Origin of the sequence: Serratia grimesii NBRC 13537, assembly GCF_001590905.1 — a bacterium.
Classification (GTDB): domain Bacteria; phylum Pseudomonadota; class Gammaproteobacteria; order Enterobacterales; family Enterobacteriaceae; genus Serratia; species Serratia grimesii.
Window position 1 is genome coordinate 38,258 of the sequence record NZ_BCTT01000011.1, and the last position, 22,443, is coordinate 60,700.

At 54.2% G+C, this 22,443-nt stretch carries 21 protein-coding genes; 11 read left to right on the forward strand and 10 right to left on the reverse strand.

Annotation, left to right across the window (positions count from 1 at the left end):
- Nucleotides 1–208: 208 nt before the first annotated feature.
- Complete coding sequence (gene psiE, locus SGR01S_RS14120; RefSeq protein WP_061807778.1) at nt 209–616, forward strand: phosphate-starvation-inducible protein PsiE; 408 nt, start codon at nt 209–211, stop codon at nt 614–616.
- 344 nt (nt 617–960) lie between these two features.
- On the opposite strand, the gene malG is transcribed toward psiE, so the two are convergent.
- The 3 genes from malG to malE all read right to left on the reverse strand — a co-directional run bounded on the left by malG (nt 961) and on the right by malE (nt 4,697).
- On the reverse strand, nt 961–1,851 hold the full coding sequence (gene malG, locus SGR01S_RS14125; protein ID WP_004948829.1) for a maltose ABC transporter permease MalG: 891 nt from the start codon (nt 1,849–1,851) through the stop codon (nt 961–963).
- An 11-nt stretch (nt 1,852–1,862) separates the two neighbouring features.
- The gene (gene malF, locus SGR01S_RS14130; RefSeq protein WP_061807779.1) at nt 1,863–3,440 is read right to left on the reverse strand and encodes a maltose ABC transporter permease MalF; all 1,578 of its coding nucleotides are present in this window, start codon (nt 3,438–3,440) and stop codon (nt 1,863–1,865) included.
- Between the two features lie 63 nt (nt 3,441–3,503).
- Nucleotides 3,504–4,697 (reverse strand): maltose/maltodextrin ABC transporter substrate-binding protein MalE, encoded by a 1,194-nt coding sequence (gene malE, locus SGR01S_RS14135; RefSeq protein ID WP_037416088.1) that lies wholly within the window; start codon nt 4,695–4,697, stop codon nt 3,504–3,506.
- Between the two features lie 359 nt (nt 4,698–5,056).
- On the opposite strand from malE, the gene SGR01S_RS24615 reads away from it, so the two are divergent.
- From SGR01S_RS24615 to malM, 4 genes are all read left to right on the forward strand, one after another.
- A complete protein-coding gene (locus tag SGR01S_RS24615) occupies nt 5,057–6,031 on the forward strand; it encodes an alpha-amylase family glycosyl hydrolase (RefSeq protein ID WP_061807953.1) in 975 nt (324 codons plus the stop codon).
- Complete coding sequence (malK, locus tag SGR01S_RS14145; protein ID WP_037416091.1) at nt 6,024–7,133, forward strand: maltose/maltodextrin ABC transporter ATP-binding protein MalK; 1,110 nt, start codon at nt 6,024–6,026, stop codon at nt 7,131–7,133. Before SGR01S_RS24615 ends, malK begins: the two co-directional genes overlap by 8 nt.
- A gap of 29 nt (nt 7,134–7,162) precedes the next feature.
- The gene (locus tag SGR01S_RS14150) at nt 7,163–8,458 is read left to right on the forward strand and encodes a maltoporin (RefSeq protein WP_147284278.1); all 1,296 of its coding nucleotides are present in this window, start codon (nt 7,163–7,165) and stop codon (nt 8,456–8,458) included.
- Nucleotides 8,459–8,553: 95 nt separating this feature from the next.
- Complete coding sequence (gene malM / locus SGR01S_RS14155) at nt 8,554–9,456, forward strand: maltose operon protein MalM (protein ID WP_037416097.1); 903 nt, start codon at nt 8,554–8,556, stop codon at nt 9,454–9,456.
- A 55-nt stretch (nt 9,457–9,511) separates the two neighbouring features.
- On the opposite strand, the gene SGR01S_RS14160 is transcribed toward malM, so the two are convergent.
- The 3 genes from SGR01S_RS14160 to SGR01S_RS14170 are packed head-to-tail and all read right to left on the reverse strand — an operon-like array spanning nt 9,512 to nt 12,924.
- The gene (locus SGR01S_RS14160) at nt 9,512–10,495 is read right to left on the reverse strand and encodes a nucleoside hydrolase (RefSeq protein WP_061807780.1); all 984 of its coding nucleotides are present in this window, start codon (nt 10,493–10,495) and stop codon (nt 9,512–9,514) included.
- A 22-nt stretch (nt 10,496–10,517) separates the two neighbouring features.
- Nucleotides 10,518–11,519: a LacI family DNA-binding transcriptional regulator gene (locus tag SGR01S_RS14165; RefSeq protein ID WP_061807781.1), complete on the reverse strand. Its 1,002-nt coding sequence runs from the start codon at nt 11,517–11,519 to the stop codon at nt 10,518–10,520.
- Nucleotides 11,520–11,541: 22 nt separating this feature from the next.
- The gene (locus tag SGR01S_RS14170; protein WP_061807782.1) at nt 11,542–12,924 is read right to left on the reverse strand and encodes an MFS transporter; all 1,383 of its coding nucleotides are present in this window, start codon (nt 12,922–12,924) and stop codon (nt 11,542–11,544) included.
- 370 nt (nt 12,925–13,294) lie between these two features.
- Here SGR01S_RS14170 and ubiC point away from each other — a divergent pair, with 370 nt between their 5' ends.
- Together ubiC and ubiA are read left to right on the forward strand one after the other, a co-directional pair.
- Entirely contained in the window at nt 13,295–13,819 is a 525-nt protein-coding gene (gene ubiC / locus SGR01S_RS14175) for a chorismate lyase (RefSeq protein WP_061807783.1), read from the forward strand.
- The gene (ubiA, locus tag SGR01S_RS14180; RefSeq protein ID WP_037416110.1) at nt 13,816–14,709 is read left to right on the forward strand and encodes a 4-hydroxybenzoate octaprenyltransferase; all 894 of its coding nucleotides are present in this window, start codon (nt 13,816–13,818) and stop codon (nt 14,707–14,709) included. Before ubiC ends, ubiA begins: the two co-directional genes overlap by 4 nt.
- A 60-nt stretch (nt 14,710–14,769) precedes the next feature.
- On the opposite strand, the gene plsB is transcribed toward ubiA, so the two are convergent.
- Nucleotides 14,770–17,238: a glycerol-3-phosphate 1-O-acyltransferase PlsB gene (plsB, locus tag SGR01S_RS14185; RefSeq protein ID WP_037416113.1), complete on the reverse strand. Its 2,469-nt coding sequence runs from the start codon at nt 17,236–17,238 to the stop codon at nt 14,770–14,772.
- Between the two features lie 149 nt (nt 17,239–17,387).
- On the opposite strand from plsB, the gene SGR01S_RS14190 reads away from it, so the two are divergent.
- The 4 genes from SGR01S_RS14190 to SGR01S_RS14205 all read left to right on the forward strand — a co-directional run bounded on the left by SGR01S_RS14190 (nt 17,388) and on the right by SGR01S_RS14205 (nt 20,403).
- A complete protein-coding gene (locus SGR01S_RS14190; RefSeq protein WP_061807784.1) occupies nt 17,388–17,756 on the forward strand; it encodes a diacylglycerol kinase in 369 nt (122 codons plus the stop codon).
- Between the two features lie 121 nt (nt 17,757–17,877).
- Nucleotides 17,878–18,486, forward strand: coding sequence for a transcriptional repressor LexA (gene lexA, locus SGR01S_RS14195; protein WP_037416119.1), 609 nt, complete (start codon nt 17,878–17,880; stop codon nt 18,484–18,486).
- Nucleotides 18,487–18,587: 101 nt separating this feature from the next.
- Nucleotides 18,588–19,928: an MATE family efflux transporter DinF gene (gene dinF / locus SGR01S_RS14200; RefSeq protein ID WP_061807785.1), complete on the forward strand. Its 1,341-nt coding sequence runs from the start codon at nt 18,588–18,590 to the stop codon at nt 19,926–19,928.
- A gap of 265 nt (nt 19,929–20,193) precedes the next feature.
- A complete protein-coding gene (locus SGR01S_RS14205; protein ID WP_017894203.1) occupies nt 20,194–20,403 on the forward strand; it encodes a CsbD family protein in 210 nt (69 codons plus the stop codon).
- 93 nt (nt 20,404–20,496) lie between these two features.
- On the opposite strand, the gene zur is transcribed toward SGR01S_RS14205, so the two are convergent.
- The 3 genes from zur to SGR01S_RS14220 all read right to left on the reverse strand — a co-directional run bounded on the left by zur (nt 20,497) and on the right by SGR01S_RS14220 (nt 22,391).
- Nucleotides 20,497–21,009 (reverse strand): zinc uptake transcriptional repressor Zur, encoded by a 513-nt coding sequence (gene zur, locus SGR01S_RS14210; protein ID WP_061807954.1) that lies wholly within the window; start codon nt 21,007–21,009, stop codon nt 20,497–20,499.
- Nucleotides 21,010–21,186: 177 nt separating this feature from the next.
- The gene (locus SGR01S_RS14215; protein WP_061807786.1) at nt 21,187–21,945 is read right to left on the reverse strand and encodes an anti-sigma factor family protein; all 759 of its coding nucleotides are present in this window, start codon (nt 21,943–21,945) and stop codon (nt 21,187–21,189) included.
- Nucleotides 21,942–22,391, reverse strand: coding sequence for an RNA polymerase sigma factor (locus SGR01S_RS14220; RefSeq protein WP_235189114.1), 450 nt, complete (start codon nt 22,389–22,391; stop codon nt 21,942–21,944). Before SGR01S_RS14220 ends, SGR01S_RS14215 begins: the two co-directional genes overlap by 4 nt.
- Nucleotides 22,392–22,443 lie beyond the last annotated feature (52 nt).

The window sequence follows — 22,443 nt, forward strand, 5'->3', positions numbered from 1 at the left end:
TTAATTCGAGTTGTTTGTTTTATGTAAAGATCTATGACCCATCATAGTGGACATTTCAATTTGCTACAAATATATCCATATGAAACATTTAAATGTAACCGGTTGAATAATATTTATTTTTTTATGCTTTTTTGGATATGTTAATTTTTAAGATAATGCCTATGGTAGGATTCGCGGATAATTTCAGTGGTGTTAATGGGGAATATGTATGGCAAAAACCTCCCGCTCAGTGATGGTGGCGAAAGGGTTACAACGGGTGTTGAACATTGGGCTGCTGCTGCTAGCGGCGATCCTGATCGTCTTTTTAGTGAAAGAAACCATTCATTTGGCGAAAGTCTTATTTGTAAACAACGAAGAGTCGACGTCTTATCTTCTGATTGAGGGAATTGTCATCTATTTCCTCTATTTTGAGTTTATTGCCTTGATTGTGAAGTATTTCGAGTCGGGTTATCACTTTCCTTTACGTTACTTTATTTATATCGGTATCACCGCGATTATCCGTTTGATCATTGTGGATCATGAAAATCCAATAGATACGCTAATTTATTCTGCGGCGATATTGTTGCTGGTGGTGACGCTTTATCTGGCTAATACCGACCGATTAAAGCGCGAATAAATACCCGTCATACTTGAAGCTGCGGCGGCGTTTGCTGCACGTGCGCACCCCAGTCACTTACGTTGAGTAAGCTCCTGGGGATTTACACGTTGGCCGCCTTGCTGCAACTCCAATTATTTGGGGTATATCAATAAAAAAGGCGGCCCGGAGAGGCCGCCGAAGACACAGGTATTGATTACCCGTCGCCTTTCAAGCTGCAAGCGTTGTTAACTGTACTCGCCCATCTCATTACTTACTAAAGTAAGCGCCTGAGGATGGGCGAGCTGGTCGCCTAGCTGTAACTTGAAATCCATAGGGTAAAGAAATAGAACGAAGTACATCAATCGCATTGCAGTGGCACAAAACTAACCTTTCACGCCGCCAGCCGTCAGGCCACCGACCAGCCAGCGCTGCGCCAGCAAGAAGACGGCGGTAATCGGAATCGCTGACAGCACCGCCGCAGCGGCAAAGTCTCCCCACAGATAGTTCTGCGGGTTTAGATATTGCTGCATCCCAACCGCCAGCGTATAGCTGTTGACGTCGCGTAATAGCAGTGAGGCCACCGGAACCTCGGTGATGGCAGCGATGAATGACAGAATAAATACTACGGCAAGAATCGGTACCGACAGCGGCAGTAACACTAAACGGAAGGCTTGCCACGGGCTGGCGCCGTCCAGTGCTGCCGCTTCTTCCAGCGAATTATCGATGGTTTCGAAATAGCCTTTGATAGTCCAGACGTGCAGCGCGATACCGCCCATATAAGCGAAGATTACACCGCCATGCGTGTTCAAACCGATAAATGGAATGTATTGGCCCAGCCGATCGAACAACGCGTACAGTGCCACCAATGACAACACTGCCGGGAACATCTGGAAAATCAGCATGCTTTTCAGCAGTGTGCTTTTGCCGCGAAAACGCATGCGAGCAAAGGCATAAGCACAGGTCGTGGACAATGTAACGATGCCGATGGCGGTGATCACCGCGATCTTAATTGAATTCCACAACCACAACAGGACCGGGAACGGCGGTGGGGTGACGCTGCCGTCGGCGTGTGTCACGCTCATGCCGAGCGCCAACCGCCAGTGATCCCAGGAAATTTGCTCCGGTATCAGGCTGCCGGTAGCAAAGTTGCCGGAGCGCAGTGAGATAGTGACTACCATCAGCAGCGGGAACATGATCAGGGCGATAAAGCACAACATCAGTGTATGAGTCATCCACAGGCGCAGACGCTGGGATTTGGGTTGGACCATAGCCATTATTTTTCTCCCTAGTCGAAGTTCATCTTGCTGGCTTTCAGATTCAGGATCGCCAGGGCGCCTACCAACAAGAAGATCAGCGTGGCAATTGCCGCCGCCAGCCCAAAGTCCTGTCCACCGCCGCCTTCGAAGGCAATACGGTAGGTGTAGCTGACCAGCAGGTCGGTATAACCGGCTGGCGTGGTGGTGCCAATCATGTCCGGCCCGCCGTTGGTCAACAGTTGGATCAGCACGAAGTTATTAAAGTTGAAGGCGAAACTGGCGATCATAAGCGGTGTCAGCGGTTTAATCAGCAGCGGCAAAGTGATGCGGAAAAAGTTCTGCATCGGGGTGGCGCCGTCCATCGCCGAAGCCTCGTACAGGTCATCCGGGATGGCTTTCAGCAGCCCCATGCACAGGATCATCATGTACGGATAACCCAGCCAGGTATTGACGATCAAAATCATGCTTTTGGCGGTGATAGGGTCGCTGAACCAGGCCGGTTTGATACCGAACAGATGGCTGAGCATCATGTTGATTTCACCGAAGCTTTGGTTGAACAACCCCTTGAAAATCAGAATCGAAATAAACGACGGCACCGCGTAGGGCAATATCAACATTACGCGATACACCGCTTTGCCCTTCAGCGCTTCCCACTGCACCACGCAGGCTAGCACCATGCCTACCGCTACGGTGAGGATCACGGTCATCACCGAGAACACAATGGTCCAGATAAAGATCGACACGAACGGTTTCTTGATGCCTTCATCCTGCAGGACGCGCAGGAAGTTTTTTCCACCGATGGTGACGGTGTAGCCCGGACTAAGCGTTTCTTTGGCCCAGTTTCCGTCAGCATTTACGGCCTGATAGAAGCCAATTTCCGGGTTCGGTCGGTATTGAATATGGGTTTGTTGGTCGGTCAGCGTATTGCTGTCCTTATCCAGCGCATAAAGCGGGGTGGTACCGGAAAACTGGCGTAGGGAGCTCATGCGCAGCTCACCGCCGTCCGGTAACTGTGCAACCAGTTGGCTCAACGCCTGACGGTTTTGAGTGATCACTCGCAACGTGGCACGTTCGCCCGCCGGTTCGGCGCTTTCTTCGACCAGCTTCAGCGTTTGCGGTGCGTTGGCATCAAAGCTGAAAGGCTGGGAAATCAGCGGTTGGCCGCTGTCCTGATGGGTTAACTGCAGACGCCAGCGTTGATTTTCCGCCGGATACAGGGCAAAGGCAAAGGTCTTGCCGGTCTGGAATTGGCGCTGCATCAGCACCGATTGAGCGCGCTCAAAGGTGAGCTGGTTGGTACTACTGTAGTTGGTAAAGGCGATAGCGATGGTGCAAATCAGCGGAAACAGGACGAACAGCCCCATGCCAGCGATGCCAGGGTAAACGTAGCGCCAGGCGTAGGCACGACGGTTGGCGAAGACGTAAAGCCCGGCGCTGACCAGAATCAACGTCAGAATGGCAAACAGGTATTCACCCTGTGCATACATCAACACAATCAGATAGCAGGTAACCAGGCTGAACAGGCCGATGACCAGCCATTTCAGGATGTCACTCTGCCACCACTTCGACTTTTTGCGCGCAGGTGAACCGGCGTGAGCTAATTGCATAGGGCGTTCCTTTCTGTGAAGCCACAGCGGGGTGCCTGTCTGCACCCCGCACAACATAGTGTGTTACTTGGTGATACGGGTCTGTACGTCATCCAGTGCGGCTTTCACCGTCTGACGGCCGCTGACGGCGTTGATTACCGCACTGCGTTCGGCGTACCAGAAGGCGCTCATCTGCGGGATGTTAGGCATGATTTCGCCGTTCTGGGAGTTTTCCATGGTGGCGGCAATCTTCGGATCTTTCGCCAGTTGTTCCTGGTAAGACTTCAGTGCAACAGCACCCAGAGGCTTGTCTTTGTTGACGTCCGCCAGCCCTTCGTTGGTCAGCAGGTAGTTCTCAAGGAATTCGGTCGCCAGCTCTTTGTTTGGGCTAGCGGCGTTGATCCCTGCGGTCAGTACGCCGACGAAAGGTTTGGATGGCTTGCCCTTAAAGGTTGGCAGCAGGGTCACGCCGTAGTTAATTTTGCTTTGCTCGATGTTTGACCATGCCCACGGGCCATTGATGGTCATGGCGGTCTGGCCTTTGTTGAACGCAGCTTCGGCAATCGAGTAGTCGGTATCGGCGTTGATGTGTTTGTTTTTTACCAAATCGACGATGAATTGCAGGCCAGCCTGGGAACCGGCATTGGCGACACCTACGTCCTTGATGTTGTACTTGCCATTCTCATACTTGAAGGCATAACCGCCGTCGGCGGCAATAATTGGCCAGGTGAAGTAGGGTTCTTGCAGATTCCACATGATGGCACTCTTGCCTTTGGCGCGCAGTTCTTTGTCCAGCGCCGGAATTTCTTCCCAGGTTTTCGGTGCTTGCTTGATCAGGTCTTTGTTATAAATCAGCGATAACGCTTCAACGGCGATCGGGTAACCGATCAACTTGCCGTCATAACGTACTGCATCCCAGGTGAACGGGAACAACTTGTCCTGGAAAGCTTTGGAAGGATGGATCTCGGCCAGCAGGCCTGACTGCGCGTAACCACCAAAACGGTCATGAGCCCAGAAGATGATGTCCGGGCCGTCGCCGGTTGCCGCAACCTGCGGGTATTTCTCTTCCAGCTTGTCCGGATGTTCGATGGTGACTTTGATACCGGTGTCTTTCTCAAATTTTTTGCCGACTTCGGCCAGGCCGTTATAGCCTTTATCGCCGTTGATCCAGATAACCAGTTTCCCTTCCTCGATCTTGGCAAAGGCGGAAGAAGAGAGCACCAACGTGGTCAGAGCCGAAAGTACCAGCGTACGGGCGGTGGTAAAGCTGCGAGTCATAATCCAATCCTTCTTTTTTGTGGGCACGTAAATCAAGGAGAGAGGTTTCGCGGTAATAGTGGGTCACAAAGCGACATATTCTCATCCTCCCCCCTTCTACGCCCCATGCCTGCGTAGTGTGATCCAGTTAACATTGCTCTCTATTCTGTGGCGTCAGACACAAAATAGGGGGACGATTTTTGCCAGGCAGATCACAGATTTGTCTTAAGCGTGGAACTTCTCACCGCTACGGTCGTTCTCTCATCCTCCCATCTCCTCCCCCATGAAAAATTCTGTTACGGATGATTACCCTTTGTGGGGTTTACCGCACTATCGGCCACATTGATTTTTATCGCCACGTGCAGCAGGGAATCGGATTTATGTCGCCAATGCCTATCGCCACTCAGCCAACCCTGTACCGGATCCATCCGGTCAGTTTCCGTGATGGAAACGGGGACGGTGTGGGTGACGCTCACGGCATGATTGCGGCATTACCGTACTTGAGCACGCTGTCGATTGACGGTTTGGTACTGCCGCAAGCGTTGGCGGCACAAGATGAAGCCACGGTCGCAACCCAAGGGCTGACGTTGTGGTATTGCGACGGGCCAAACCACATTCGTCGCGCCACCGCTGCGCAGCAACAGTATCTCCGCAGCCCATTAGCGTTAGAGGTCGTGCCCTTCAGCGTGGAAAAGCTGGTTGAGGTATTGAATGACCGCCGCGTCACCCTGGCTGATAGCCTGTGGAGTACCGGTGATGCCGACCAACCTCGCGTGGTCAGCCATTGGGGGCAAGGCAACTTACGCTCCGCTGATGCTTTTTTGACGCTGTTGGCAATGTTGCCTGCCCCTATTTGCTTGTATCAAGGCGAAGAATTGGGACTGCCGCACGCCGCTGGCCTGCAGGATCCTCTTGGTGCGCAAACGCCGATGCCTTGGCATGAAGCGCCAGAACAGGTGACCTCTGGCGAAATTCACTGGTACCAGCAGGTGGCGATCGAACACCGCGCGCTGGCCATCAGCCGCCAGCAGTATGACAACCAATCCACCTTACGTTACTGCCAGTCCCTGCTGGCATTACGCCGGCTGCCGGTTATCCAACAGGGAGAACTGAGCATCGTTAGCCAGCGTAATGGCGTCGTGCGCTTACTTATTACCCATCAGGATCAATGCCTTGAAGCGCTGATTAACCTGCAGCCTTATACTCAGGCGGCCGCGCCGTCTGAGGCGACCTTGCCACTGGCATGGCAGCACGGTGCGCAGCAAGAGGGTCATCAATGGGTTTTGGCGGGTTTTGCGTCCGCCATTTTTACACGAAATGTTAACTGCGAAAGCAGGGGAGTAACGCATGGCTAGCGTCACATTGCGCAGCGTTTATAAGGCCTTCGGCGAAGCTGTGATTTCCAAAGACGTCAATCTGACAATAGATGACGGTGAGTTTGTGGTGTTTGTCGGGCCATCGGGCTGCGGCAAATCTACGCTGCTGCGCATGATCGCGGGGTTGGAGGACATTACCTCCGGTGACCTGATGATTGGCGATAAACGCATGAATGAGGTTCCGCCGTCTGAGCGCGGTATCGGCATGGTCTTCCAGTCTTATGCGCTGTATCCACACCTGTCAGTGGCCGACAACATGTCATTTGGCCTGAAGCTGGCGGGTGCCAAGAAAGCAGAAATCAACCAGCGGGTTAACCAAGTTTCGGAAGTTCTGCAACTGGCCCATTTGCTCGATCGACGGCCTAAAGCGTTGTCCGGTGGGCAACGTCAGCGTGTGGCGATCGGTCGTACGCTGGTGGCAGAGCCGGACGTGTTCCTGCTCGATGAGCCTCTGTCCAACCTCGACGCCGCTCTACGGGTGCAGATGCGCATTGAGATTTCCCGTCTCCATAAGCGCCTACAGCGCACCATGATTTACGTCACTCACGATCAGGTCGAAGCGATGACGCTGGCCGACAAGATCGTGGTACTGGACGCCGGGCGTGTAGCCCAGGTCGGTAAGCCGCTGGAGCTGTACCACTATCCGGCCAACCGTTTTGTCGCCGGTTTCATTGGGTCGCCGAAAATGAACTTCCTGCCGGTCAAAGTGACCGCTGTGGAACCGCAACAAGTCCAGGTCGAACTGCCTAACCGTCAACTGGTGTGGTTACCGGTGGAAGGTACGCAGGTTCAGGCCGGTTCGAACATGTCATTAGGTATTCGTCCAGAGCATCTGTTGCCTGGCGATGCCTCTGAAGTTCGCCTGACCGGCGACGTACAGGTGGTGGAGCAACTCGGTAACGAGACGCAAATCCACATCCAAATCCCGGCAATTCGTCAAAACCTGGTTTACCGCCAGAACGACGTGGTGCTGGTAGAAGAAGGTGCAACATTCGCTATAGGCCTGCCGCCTCACCGCTGCCATCTGTTCCGTGAAGACGGTACGGCATGTAAACGGCTGCACCAGGAGCCGGGCGTTTAAAGCATCACAGTCTGTATAACAGGAGAATAATGATGACTACCTTGCGCAAACTTCCTCTGGCACTGGCAATCGCCGCTGGTGTTCTCACAACTCAGGCGATGGCCGTGGATTTTAAAGGTTACGCCCGTTCTGGTATCGGCTGGACCGGTAGCGGTGGTGAGCAACAGTGCTTCAAAGCCACCGGTGCTGACAGCAAATACCGTCTCGGTAACGAATGTGAAACTTACGCCGAACTGAAGCTGGGTCAGGAAGTGTGGAAAGAAGGCGATAAAAGCTTCTATTTCGATACCAATCTGGCCTATTCCGTTTCACAACGTTCTGACTGGGAAGACGTGACCCCAGGCTTCCGTGAAGTGAATGTGCAGGGTAAAAACCTGATCGACTGGCTGCCGGGTTCCACCATGTGGGCCGGTAAGCGCTTCTATCAGCGTCATGATGTTCACATGATTGACTTCTACTACTGGGATATCTCTGGCCCAGGTGCCGGTCTGGAAAATATCGATCTGGGCTTCGGTAAGCTTTCTGCTGCCGTCACCCGTAACTCAGAATCCGGTGGTTCTTACGGTTATCTGGATAATGAATGGAAGCAGCGCCCAACCGTCAACGATACCTTTGACGTGCGCTTGGCGGGTCTGGAGCTCAATCCTGGTGGGACTCTGGAACTGGGCGTGGACTACGGTCGCGCGAATGCACAAGATGGCTATAGTTTGGCCGACGGCGCCAGCAAAGATGGCTGGTTGATCACTGCCGAACATACCCAAAGTATTCTGAGCGGTTACAACAAGTTTGTACTGCAATATGCCACTGATTCAATGACCTCCCAGAACAATGGCCGTAGCCAAGGCGCCACTATCGACAACAATGGCAAGATGATTCGCGTGTTGGATCACGGTGCCATCGACTTCAACGATAAATGGGCGATGATGTATGTCGCTATGTTCCAGGACATTGATCGCGATAATAACAACGGCACCACTTGGTACACCGTGGGTGTGCGTCCAATGTACAAATGGACGCCTATCATGAGTACCTTGCTGGAAGCCGGTTATGACAACGTGAAATCCCAGCGTACCGGCGATCGCAACGGCCAATACAAAGTCACCCTGGCGCAACAGTGGCAGGCGGGCAACAGCATCTGGTCACGTCCGGCTATCCGCGTATTTGCTACCTACGCCAAGTGGGATGAGAAATGGGGCTACGCTAACAGCGATTCCGGCGCCGGTTACACCTCAGGTACCGCGTATAACGACACCAGCATGCACACTTTCAGCCGCGGTAATGACGATGAAGTCACCTTCGGCGCTCAGATGGAAATCTGGTGGTAATGTGATAACGGGGAGAGCCAGGTGTTCTCCCCAACCTGTATTCGCCGACACTGACTCTCTTGCCTGAGGCGCGTCGGATACAATGGGGTATAACAATGAAAAAGAATCTGCTGTCACTCTGCTTGTCACTGGCGCTTACCCTTGGTGCGCCATTGGCGGCCAATGCTGATACGCCGGCTAATGTCTCCATCGCACCAGCCATTAGTGCCAGCACGCTGCAAAGCCTGCCATGGCAACCGCTGGTACCGCCGGTTAGCCAAGACGTGAAACTGGATAATGTCAGCCCGCAAATCAATCAGGGCGATATTCAGGGCGCTATTGCCGCCTATACGCTGCCAGCCGATCGCGGCTCGCTGGAAGTTACGCTGAGCAGCATCAGCAAGAACAACTCAATTTATGCGCCAAGCGTACTGGTGCTCGATGAGCACCTGCGTCCGGCTGCCTATTACCCGAGCAGCTACTTCCCTTATCAGCCACCTGGCGCGATGTCGTCGGATCGCTTAGAGGGAACGCTGAAACTGACCCCAGCTCTGGGTCAGAAACAAATCTACCTGCTGGTGTACACCACCCGTCAGGATCTGGCAAAAACCACCCAACTGACCAACCCGGCAAAAGCATATGCGCAGGGTGTGGGTAACGCAGTGCCGGATATTCCGGATCCTATCGCTAGCCATAGCACCAGTGGCACCATCAAACTGAAGGTCACTGCAGAACAGGGTAGCGGCAATATTATGATTGGCATGCTGCAACCGGCACCGGCTGCGACGCCAGTGGTTGTGGGATCTACTGCTGCAGTCGCAGCAGCACCGGCTCCGGTACCAAGCAAGCCGGCGGAACCGATGTTGAATGATACAGAAACCTACTTTAACAATGGCATCAAACAGGCAGTGAAGGCGGGAGACATCGATAAAGCGCTGAAGCTGATGAATGAGGCGGAAAAACTGGGTTCCACCACAGCACGTGAAACGTTTATTAGCAGCGTGAAAGGCAAGGGGTAGTACCCGACGCTGCCGATGCTGGCTCAATGATTGGTGCGCCTCGGCGCACCTTTTTTCATTCGCGGGCCAGCGTTTGGCCGATCAACGCCAGTAGACGGGGATTATCGACCTGTTGCATCACCCGCACAGGTTTGCCCGTGGGCTCCGGCATGCCGACGGTCAGGCGCAAACTGTCTGGCCGCCAGCGCCGTGAACTGCCGCGTGTCATGGCTCCCTCCAGTGCAACATCCACATAATATTCTTCTGTTGTCACCAGCTCCGGCTCTAACAGCCAGGCAATCACCAGCGCATCATGAATCCAACAGCCTGGTAGATGGCGCGTATGGCGGGAATAATCGATCCAGGGTTGGGTCGTCGCCCGCAGATAGCGACACAGCGGCGTATCCGGTTGGGTCATGTGCGCCAGGTCTGCCTGAGTCAACATCGTCTTTGTCGTGACGTCTAATGGGGCGAGCGTGATGTTAGCGCCGCTAGTCAGCACCCGCCGGGCGGCTTCAGGATCCAATCCAAAATTGGTGTCCTTAATGTAGCCTTCGACGTTGAAAACCCCGCCCATAATCACGATTTCCTTCACGGCTTGGGCCATCTGTGGATACAACTGCAAAGCATGCGCGACGTTGGTGAGTGGGCCGATCGCTGCCAGGGTGATTTCGCCGGGGTTATTGCAGATAAGCTCGCCGATTGCCACTGCGGCATTCGGTGTTGTTGTTATTGTGGCATGTGGGTAAGGCGTTTCGCGCCACAGGCTGGCTAAATCCGGATCGGTAATGGCACGATCCAAATGGGCACGCCAGGGCTCTGGTGGTTCACTCAAGGCACAGGTGGCGCCAGCCACCACCGGCACCTGATAGCCGGTTTGTTGCAATAGATGATGGGCCACGGCGAAGCCGACGTCACGTGGCGTATTGCCCGCTACGATGCTGATCAACTCCAGTGAGAGCTGCGGTCTGGCCGCCAGAGCTAATGCCAGCGCCAACCCGTCGTCGACGTTGGCACCGGGGATGCCGTTACCGGGATCGCAATCAATAATCAAACGCATAGCAGTTACCTAAATCAATAAACTAGCAGCCGCACGATCGGCGGATATGTAGCTGGAAGGCGAATTCATGCAGCTCCGGTTGTGCCGCACCGGCAGCCAGCATGGCGATTGCCCGTTTCGCCATGGCGTCAATCGGCTGTTCGACTGCGCTGAGGGGCGGAATGCTGAATTCGGATTGCTGGGTGCCATTAAAGCAAATGATAGCCAGGTCGTCCGGTACGTGCAGTCGGTGTTCCGCCAGTGCCGACAAACAACCGAGCGCCTGTTGCTCGTTGGATGTGAATATGGCTCGTGGGCGCGGTCCTTGCAGCATTCTTTGACTGGCCTGATAGCCACCCTGACGTGTGTAGGGGGCTTCAAAAATCCATTCCTCATGCGGTGTAATGCCCGCCTCAATCAGAGCATCATGCCAGCCATTTAGGCGATCCTGTGCGTTGAGCATGCTCAGTGGGCCAACAAAAATGCCAATTTCCCGGTAGCCGTGTTGTAGCAGATGGCGTGTTGCCTGGCAGGCAGCATCACGTTCGTCTACGCGAATGGCGCAAATACCGGCATGGTTGTCGATGGTGTCGATCATCACGCAAGGGGTACCGGAATTGCGGATCAGATCAAACCAGGGATGGCGATCGACACTGATGTACAGCAGTCCGTCAACCTGACGGCGCAGCAGATGGTTAATCAGGTCGTGTTCGCGCTGCCGGTCGTCGCCGGCGTCACCTAACAACAGTACGCGTCCGTGGCTGAATGCCTCGCGTTGCAGCGCCCGTGCCAGTGTGGCAAAAAAGGGGTTGGAAATGTCAGGCACTACTAAACCGTAAGTCAGGGTATTACCTGAGGCCAGTGCGCGGGCAATGTCGTTCGGCCGGTAACCGGTTTGTTCGATCGCTGCCAGTACCCGCAAACGGGTGGCTTCTGCCACCGGCCGCGGGCCGTTGTTAATCACATAACTGACGACCGCGACCGAGGTGCCCGCTACGCGGGCGACGTCGGCGCGGGTGATACGCCGCGCGGATTGATTATCCAAGTTGGGTTCCTGTACGCCCTGATTACGCCGCGTCCTGCGGCAAGTTAAGATCGCGGCCGCGGGTTTCCGGTGCAAAGAAGGTGGTGATTAAGCCAATGCCCGCCATTACAACAAAATAGCAGGCAACAGGCCACCAGTGACCGAAGCCGGCCAGCAGGGCGGTAGCAATCAGCGGTGCGGTACCGCCGGACAGGATCGACCCCAGCTCTTTGGCAAATGCCATTTTTGAGTAGCGATTTTTGACGCCGAACAGTTCCACGCCGTAGGCGGCCTGCACGCCAAAAATACCCAATGACGCAATGCACATGCCGACCACAATCACCGAAATCACTATTGCTGGTTCGCGGCTGTCGAGCAGCCAGAATGCCGGGAAGGCATACAGCACTAGCAACAGGCAGAACCAACGGTAGGTAACGCGGCGGCCAAAGCGGTCAGAAAGCCAACCCGCGAGCGGGATCACCAGGAAACCGCACAGTGAGGCAATCATCACCGCCAGTGCCGGCACTGACTTATCCACCATCAGCACCTTGGCAACGTAACCCACGATAAAGCCCTGGCACAGATAGGATGGGCCGTTCTCGCCAATACGCAGGCCTAGCATGATCCAGAAGGCTTTAGTGCGTTGCAGATAGCTGCGGTTATCTGGTGTAGCAGGCGTGTTGTCCAGCATCCGCTGACGGTTTTGTTGCAGTTCGCGTTCAAACACCGGTGTTTCACGTACGTGGCGGCGCAGGTACAGCGCCCCTCCGGCGATCAAGATGCTGGCGAGGAACGGAATACGCCAGCCCCAAGCGATCAGATCAGCTTTATCCAACTGCAAGACCAGCAGCCACACCAGCGAGGCCAATAGCGTTCCGCTGTTAGAGCCGATAGCAATGATCGAGGCGACCAGGCCACGCCGTTTGGCCGGTGCGTATTCTGCCAGCATGACGGCGCCGCCGGAAAGTTCTGCACCAGCACCGAAGCCCTGAGCAAAACGCAGGATCACCAGACAGGTGGGGGCCCAGACGCCAATTTGGGCATAGGAAGGGATCAGCCCGATCAGCGTTGTGGAAACGCCCATCAGTGCAACTGTTGTGAGCAACACCACGCGGCGGCCCTTACGGTCGCCAATCCAGCCGAAAACCAACGCGCCGATAGGCCGGGCAATAAAACCGACGGAGTAGGTGGCGAAGCTTGCCAGTAGCGCGACCATTGGGGTGGCTTCGGGGAAGAACACGTCGCCGAACACCATGCCCGCCGCCAGACCATACAGGGCAAAATCGACATACTCCATGGCGGTGCCGAGCCAGCATGAGAAAGTGGCGCGCCAGAATTGACCACGCCCCTCTTTGGTGGCTAAACGTTCATCGGCCGCCAGCGTTTCACTGGCGGCCTGTGGGGTTGCAAGCGTTGTTTCGCTCATTGTATTGATATCCTCTGTTTTGCTGCAGTGAGTTCCCTGGTGTCGGCAAGAAGGTTTGCTGACGAAAAAGTCGGACAAATGGCGATTCAACGCTGCGATGCAAGAGTATCTACGCGCGTAGATAAAACAATGCAACAAAGGTGAAAGTTTGCGGACGATCACAGAATCCCCATCGCTCCGGGGAACGAAGGTAAAGAAAACAGATGGCAGAAAAATGACATTACGGCACTTTTTTACTGTTGAGTTTGCTACGTGCTATCCCACGAATCTGCCTGCCGCTTTTGAATTTCTGCGTTACAATGGCTCTCTGTTAACAGTTTGTATGGTCTGGCGCGGCCGCAGGGCGCGGCGTCAGGCATGGAGTAGAGCAATGTCTGGCAATAGGGATTCCATCTTGCCGCCGCTGGAGTGGTTATCTGTGCAACATCCTCCGGTACCCGCCGCTGTAAGCGACTGGCTGATGGAGCTAGGGTCGATGACTCGCCGTTTTGAGCGTCACTGTGGGCGTGTGCACGTTGAACCACAGCGCGAATGTTTTGTTACCCGCGATCAACTGGGTGAAGAGGCTGAACATTTGCCGGACAGCCCGCGTTACTGGCTACGTGAAATCGTGTTATTGGGCGACAACCAGCCTTGGTTGCTGGGGCGTACGGTGATCCCTCAGGAAACGCTCACTGGCCCGGATTTGGCGCTGGTGGATTTGGGGACGCTGCCACTGGGGCGTTATCTGTTTAGCAGCAATGAGCTAACCCGCGATTATATTCACATGGGGCGGCAAGAGAGCTTGTGGGCGCGTCGCTCCCGCCTGAGACTGGCGGGTAAACCGCTGTTGCTGACGGAACTGTTTTTACCGGCTTCGCCACTGTATGCGGCAGAAAGTACGGACCCAGAATGATGAGGAGAGGAAATACCTTGGAGGGAAGCGTGATTCAAAGCAAGTGGCAGGCTTATAGCCATCTGATGCGCATTGATAAACCGATTGGCACCTTGTTGTTGCTGTGGCCAACTCTGTGGGCGCTGTGGCTGGCGGGGCAGGGCGTGCCATCGCTGTCTATCCTGTTGGTGTTTGTGGTTGGGGTCTTCCTGATGCGTGCAGCCGGTTGCGTGGTGAATGACTATGCTGATCGCGCCGTCGACGGCCACGTAAAGCGGACTGCCGGGCGTCCGATGCCAAGCGGCAGAGTTAGCGAGAAAGAAGCCAAAATTCTGTTTGTGGTATTGGTACTGATCTCATTCGGGCTGGTGCTAACGCTGAATTCAATGACCATTTGGCTGTCACTGGCCGCGTTGGCATTGGCATGGGCTTATCCGTTTATGAAGCGGGTCACGCATCTACCGCAGTTCGTACTGGGTGCTGCCTTTGGTTGGGGCATTCCCATGGCTTATGCTGCTGTGAGTGAGTCGCTGCCTCTGAGCTGCTGGCTGCTATTGCTGGCCAATATCTGCTGGACAGTGGCTTATGACACGCTGTACGCCATGGTTGACCGTGATGATGATTTGAAGATTGGTGTTAAATCCACGGCCATTTTGTTTGGGCGTTACGACAAACTGATCGTTGGCTTACTGCAACTGGCCACGCTGTTGTTGTTAGTCTGGGTTGGCTATCTGGCTCAGTTGAGCGGGGCATTTTACTGGTCGTTACTGCTGGCAGGTGCGCTGTTTATCCACCAGCAAAAGCAGATCGCGACCCGTGAGCGCGAGGCCTGCTTCAAGGCATTCCTGGACAACAACTACGTTGGGTTAGTGCTGTTTATTGGTATCGCGCTGAGTTACTGGCAGGCTTAACGGGCCACTGGCAATAAAAAAGGCACCCGAGGGTGCCTTTTTCGTTTCCGTAACAACGGATTACTCGTCTTTTTCTTCAACTTCTTCGAGTGCAACCGACGGCGCGTTGGTTTCCGCTGGCATGCTGACACTCTCAATGGTCAATTTGATCTCTGGGGTGATCAAATCGCTCAGCATGCTGTACACCTCCATGGTGTGCTCACGGACCGCATCGCCGATGTCGTTGATGTAGCCTTCTTCACGCAGCGTTGCCACCAGGGTTGAGAACACTGCTTTGTCGAAGAACTCTGGCGCGTTGATGCCGTGCAATACCGACAGACGCTGGGCCATAATCCGACTCTCTTTCTCCAGTGCACCGCGATTAATGCTCGGATTCGCACTGAGGATCGACATGGTGATGGCGTAGCGTTGCAGCGTTTCGCGGATACCGGCGGCCAACAATTGCAATGGTCGGATGCGTGCTGGATTCAGAACCAGTTCGTCACCCTTATCGCAGATCAGTTGCTGACGGATCATTTCCTCGATCAGTGGTCGCAGCACTTCGGACAGTTGTTCCTTGTCGTTGTGCAAGAACAGCTCAGCCTTCAGCATTGGGTAAATCAACCCAATCTGACGCAGCAGTTCGGTGCGAGAAACGCGGCGATGATGCATCACGATCGTGGCTATCAGTGAAGGTAGCACCAGCAGATGATGGATATTATTGCGGTAATAGGTCATCAGGACTGCCTGCTCGCGTGGCAGGATGATGATATCGCCGATATTATCCTTCTCGACCTCAAACTTATTCATGTTCAGCGCGTGATCCAGCAGCTCATCTGGCGTCTGGGTCGGTACGGTGACATCGCTGGCATAAGGCACATTGCGCATCAGTTGCAGATAGCATTCAAGCTGCTCCAGCAACTGCTCACGGGTCAGCGAGCGTTGGCGTGAAGCCAGTAGCGCCGTGGAGCACAAGTTCATGGCGTTAGCCGCGGCGGCATTGTTGATGCGCACCATGATTTTGGCCGCCAGATCGTTAACCGTCGGCGTCAACCAGCTTGGGCGTTGGGATTCGATAGGATCAATCGATTCACGCCATTGAGGCACGTTCTGGTTCAGGTAAGTGGTCAACGGCAGTGGATCACCGAAATTGACATAACCCTGGCCGAGATTACGCAGCTTGCGCAGACCACGCAGCATCTGCAGCAGGCTCTCTTTTTCTTTGGTCGCGCCACGCAATTCTTTAGCGTAGGTGCCCACCTCCATCACGTGCTCGTAACCGATGTAGATCGGCACCAGTGTGATCGGGCGAGAACCGCCGCGCAGCATTGCCTGAATGGTCATCGACAGAGTGCCGGTCTTCGGTTCCAGCAGACGTCCGGTACGAGAACGACCACCTTCGACAAAGTACTCCACTGAGTAACCACGGCTAAAGAGTTCGCCGAGGTATTCGCGGAACACCGTCGAATACAGCTTGTTGCCTTTGAACGTCCGGCGGATAAAGAAGGCACCCAGGCGGCGGAAGATCGGGCCAGCCGGCCAGAAGTTGAGGTTAATACCGGCGGCAATGTGTGGCGGCACCAGGCCCTGGTGATACAGGACGTAAGAAAGCAGCAGGTAGTCCATGTGGCTGCGGTGACAGGGCACATAAACGATCTCATGGCCGTCTTGTGCCAACTGACGCACGCGTTCGGCGTTGGTGACGTTGATACCTTGATATAACCGGTTCCAGGTCCAGCTCAACACGCGGTCGGAAAGGCGCACCGTTTCATATGAGAAGTCAGCAGCGATTTCTTCCATCAGCGCAATGGCGTTCTGCTGGGCTTTCTCATGGGAAATTTTCTTGCTGCGCGCTTCGTCTTCGACTGCTTTCTCGATCGCTTTGGACGCCAACAGTTTGTTGAACAGGTCCTGACGGGCCGGCAGGCTTGGGCCAACGGCTGCCAGGCGCTGACGCGAGAAGTGCATTCGTGCTACGCGCGCCAGTTTTTGTGCGATGGTTTTGTCCGTGCCGTGTTCCGTCGCCATGCGACGCAGCGAAACGGTGTTGGAGAAACGCACAAAGCTGTCGCGACCGAGCCACAACACGGCAAAGAACTTCTGTACACCGTTAAGCAGGCGCAGATGCGGCGTGCCATGGCCTTCGCGGCCTGGAGAACGACCAAACATCACTGAAACAGGCAGCATCTGAATATCGAGATCCGGATTACTGCGGTGCAGATCCAGATAGTCGTGAAACAGTTTCACTGACTCTTCTTTCGGTGTGTAGTAGCGGAATACGCGCGGGCCGTCGTGAATAAACACGTGGCTAGGCAGCACGGTACCGTCTATCTCCAGCGGATTGAGGGGATCGGGCAGATCCTGCGCCAGGCACTGGGTGCGAAGCGTCAGTAAATCCGCCTTGGAATTATAAGGTAAAACATACAAAATCGGCCGTGAGGGATCCAACCCTAACTCCGTGACCGGATCTGAAGGGATAACCTTACTTCTTACCAACAATTTGAGTGGTAAATTCAATAGTTTATAATAAATTTTACGCCAACCTGACATAACAACGTGAAGCCTCTTGTTAGCAATGCGCCGCAAGCATACCAGAAACCGGGTAGCAGATCTGTGGTGTTGGAAAACCGAGAGCCGGAAGCATTTCCTGGCCTAGACTCTTTAATTATGACTTACCTCTGTGAAAGGCACTAAAAAACATGGCAAACCAAGCAACCGGCCTGACCCGTATTATTAAAGCCGCCGGCTACTCTTATAAAGGCTTTTCCGCTGCCTGGCAGCATGAAGCTGCATTCCGCCAAGAACTGGTGGCGACCGTGCTGGCTATCATACTGGCGATTTGGCTGGACGTGGGTGCGATAGCACGCATTTTACTGATCGGATCGGTGCTGCTGGTGATGATCGTCGAGATGCTCAACAGCGCGATTGAGGCGATTGTCGATCGGGTGGGTACTGAGCATCATGAGCTTTCGGGCCGGTCGAAAGATATGGGATCGGCGGCAGTTTCACTGGCAATTATTTTGGCACTGTTTGTCTGGGGCTCGGTACTCTGGCAGCACTTTGCCTGAGTGGGGTGGCCCTGTTGCGACATGGGTCGCTAATCCCTGATTTTTATTCATTCTTCGGTTCCCAAGCCGCACTTACCTGTATATACTCACAGCAAGACTGTATAAACAAACAGGGGGCGGAATGAAAGCACTAACTACCAGACAGCAAGAGGTCTATGATCTGATTCGCGATCATATTTCGTCCACTGGCATGCCGCCAACGCGCGCCGAAATCGCCATGCGTCTGGGGTTCCGCTCGCCAAATGCTGCAGAAGAACACCTGAAAGCATTGGCGCGTAAAGGCGTCATCGAGATCGTCTCTGGTGCGTCGCGCGGCATTCGTTTGCTGATGGAAGATGAAGAAGGTTTACCGCTGATTGGCCGCGTGGCCGCTGGTGAGCCGCTGTTGGCGCAACAGCATATCGAAGGGCACTACAAAGTGGATCCTTCCTTATTTAAACCGAGTGCAGATTTCTTGCTGCGGGTTAACGGTATGTCGATGCGTGATATCGGTATTCTCGACGGCGACCTGCTGGCGGTACATAAAACTCAGGACGTACGTAACGGCCAGGTCGTTGTGGCGCGTATTGAAGACGAAGTCACAGTTAAGCGTCTGAAAAAACACGGCAATGTCGTTGAACTGCTGCCAGAAAACAGTGAGTTCCAACCGATTGTGGTTGATCTGCGCCAGCAGAATTTCACCATTGAAGGTCTGGCGGTCGGTGTGATCCGCAATGGCGACTGGGTTTAATCTCCACGCCCGAACATCGTTCTCTGATTTAAATCGCCCCAGTTCTGGGGCGATGTCATTTCTGACTGATTAAAACCGCACTGCCACGGGAACATTTCACTATGCGCCTGATTTCTGCTTTTACCAGCGATACCGATAAAGCCTTGTGGCGTCTTGCGCTACCGATGATCTTTTCCAATATCACGGTGCCACTGCTTGGGTTGGTCGACACAGCGGTCATTGGCCACCTGGATAGTCCGATTTACTTGGGGGGCGTGGCGGTTGGCGCGATGGCCACCAGCTTCCTGTTTATGCTGCTGCTGTTCTTGCGCATGAGTACCACCGGGTTGACGGCACAGGCGTTGGGCGCACAAAACCCGCAGGGATTGGCACGCGCCTTTATGCAACCGCTGTTGCTGGCGGTATTGGCCGGCGTCGCTATCGTGTTGCTACGCCATCCGTTGATCAATACGGCACTGCATATCGTCGGCGGCGATAGCGCGGTGCTTGAGCAGGCACGGTTGTTTCTTGAAATCCGTTGGCTGAGTGCGCCAGCGGCACTGGCAAATATGGTGATCTTGGGCTGGTTGCTTGGCGTGCAATACGTGCGAGCGCCGGTCGTCCTGCTTATTGTCGGTAACCTATTAAATATCGTACTGGATATCTGGCTGGTGATGGGGCTGGGGTGGAATGTTCAGGGGGCGGCGACAGCGACAGCTTTGTCTGAATATGCCACGCTGCTGCTGGGGCTATGGCTGTCCTGGCGTGTAATGCGCATACGCGGTATTTCGGTGCCCATGTTGCGCCATGCCTGGCGCGGAAACCTCCGGCGTCTGCTCGCGCTGAACCGCGATATTATGTTGCGCTCACTGTTGCTGCAGCTGTGCTTTGCATCGTTGACTATCTTCGGTGCCAGACTTGGCGGTGACGTAGTGGCAGTCAATGCGGTACTGATGAATTTACTGACCTTTACCGCTTATGCGCTTGATGGTTTTGCCTACGCGGTAGAAGCGCACTCTGGTCATGCTTATGGCGCACGCGATGATAGCCAATTGCGCAAGGTGTGGCGGGCTGCTTGCCGACAGGCCTGTTTGGTGGCGCTGGCCTTTGGTGTGGTTTATGCGTTTGCCGGGCAGCAAATCATTGCGGCATTGACCTCGCTGCCAGAACTGCGCGCGATGGCGAGAGACTATCTGCCTTGGCAGGTGGTGCTCCCGCTGGTAGGGGTGTGGTGCTATTTACTGGATGGCATGTTCATTGGTGCGACTCGCGGCGCAGAAATGCGTAACAGCATGGCCGTAGCGGCTGCGGGCTACGGCTTGACGCTGTTAAGCGTACCTGTCTTGGGCAACCATGGATTATGGTTGGCGCTGGCGGTCTTTCTTGCGCTGCGTGGCATCGCGCTTGGATGGATTTGGCACCGTCACAGGCTGCGCGGCAGCTGGTTTTCAACCGCGCAATGATGTGGTTTTCTCACTAAAACATAAAATTCATTTATGTTTTTATTTGTATTTTGTTACATATTATCGCCTGCGAATAATGTCGCATAGGAAGTTGTTTGTTGGCGTTTTTTTCTTATTTTTGATTTAAAAATGGATTTTAATTCTGGTTTTTATTTGTTTATCGCTATCTGCTTCTATAATTAATCATGTGGCTGGCGAAGTGAACGGGGATTCTCCTCGGCCAGCAGGATCTGAAACTGATTCACAACAGGTTAACGGAGATACTATGAACAAAGATCAAGCCGACGGTAACTGGAAGCAGTTTAAAGGGAAAGTGAAGGAAAAATGGGGCAAGCTGACCGATGACGATCTGACGGTCATCGAAGGGAAACGCGAACAGCTTGTCGGTAAAATCCAAGAGCGTTATGGCTACCAGAAAGAGGCGGCCGAAAAAGAAGTGAAGTCTTGGGAAGATCACAACAAATATCGCTGGTAGCGCGATAGGCCGCAGCAGATTGCGGCCAGAAGCTTGGTGTCTCCCCCCTTGACGCCAAGTCTGCAGACACAGGGAGGTGCCTGCTAACCCCGCTTATTTCTTCTTGATAGCAATGCTATGGTCATGTTCGCCGCAATCATGCTTGCTGTCGCAAGCTTCTACTTCAACGCAGGCGACGCACAGACCGTGTGCTTCCACTACGCTATGACGCAGGATAAAACCCGACTCTTTAGCCAGTTTTTGCAGCGTATTTTCGATCCCTTCAGTCGTGCGTTCTGTCACCTGACCGCAGCGATCACAAATAAACAGCGCGGAAGTATGCATCGGTTGTTCAAAGTGATGACACAGCACGTAGCTGTTGGCTGACTCGACCCGGTGAATGAAGCCTTGTTCCAACAGGAAGTCCAGAGCACGGTAAACCGTTGGCGGTTTGGCTTGGGGTTCAGCGACGCGCAGCAGATCGAGCAGGTCATAAGCGCTGATGGCACCGGGCTGTTGTGCCATCAGGCGTAACACTTCCAGCCGCTGCGGTGTCAGTCGCACATTGCGTTGCTGACAGAGTTGTTCAGCCTGCGCCAGCAGCTTTTCCTGGGTGCTTGAGTTCATGGCAAATTTCCCGGTACGTAAAAAAGCCGATTTTACCATGATTCAGCCGAATCGCCGAGAGTCGGCCCCTTTTCCTCTGAGATGGCGCATTAATCGTTCGGTTGGCCACTGGCACTTAACCCGAAATGTGATGCTATTCACAACTTGTCTCAGCGGTTGGCGGGAAGAACACCGGTGTCAGGGAGATAAGGCACGTTGTAAGCGGGCTGCCAATGCGGTCATTTCACCCGTTGGGTTATGGCCAATCAGCATAAAAGCGTGGCTGCTATCAGACCAATAGACTACGTTCATCCCTTGGCGGCGTTCGTTTTCGGCGGGTTGTCGTTTGCCCGTTTGCTGGATAATGCATAGCGCCAGTGCACCATACTGCGCATCTAGCCAGGTCAATTGAGCTATTCGTCGATCGTCGTAAGCCAGTACGCGGGCGTTTTTCAGTTCAGCACCGTTTAACACCAACTGTTTTGCCGGGAGGGTCATGCCCAGTCGATCGCCGGTTTGCTGTAATTGAACGTCAATTTGCGTTGCTGATTCATTAACATCGGCCAGCGTTTCCGGCGTATACAGCGCCATATATTGGGCGACTAAGCTGCGCCAATTGTCCTCCGGCTGGCTTAACTGTATATAGACGCGATCGCCTGCAATCCCGAGAGCCAAGAAACTAACGGCGGCGGCAATGAGTCCACGACGACTGACGCCCGGCTGTGGCGTCATTGCGGTGAGTGGCCATGCACCCCTTAATCGTTGTACTGGTGCTTCATCAAGTAAAGGGGCGAATGCTTGTTTAAAAGGCAGACTGCTGCGTTCCAGCAATGACAAACGCTCGGCTAATGCCGGTTCGCCAGCCAGGCGTTGCTCCAGCTGTTGGCGTTGTTGTGGGTCTAACTGATTGTCCAAATAGGCGACCAGCAGTTCATCCGCAGCATAGGTTGAGCTCATGATTGTTCTCCTTTTGCCTGCGGCGAGCGGGTTTGCAGCACGCTATCGTTCGCCAACCTCAGTCGCGCAGCGGCCAAACGGCTCATTATGGTGCCAACAGGTACACCTAACACCTCGGCTGCTTCACGGTAGGAAAGCTCCTCCACGTATACCAGGAAAAGTGTATTACGCTGTGCTTCGGGCAGTTGATTAACGCGCTGCATCACCTCGTTGGCCCATATGGGCTCCTCTCCATTTTCTGCACTGGCCAGTTCGTCGACATCGACAAAACCCTGTCCCTGGCGGATATGTTGAGCGCGGATCTCGTTAAGCCAGATGGAATGAAGGATTGCAAATAACCAGCGGTCCATACGCGTTCCCTCAGCAAACTGTGCGGCGCGCTCAAGGGCACGCACGCAAGTGGCTTGCACCAAGTCATCGGCAATATCCCGTCGGTGGGAAAGCACCAGGCCATAGCGCCACAGACGGGAAAGGTACTGGCCGATTTCGTTGCGAATC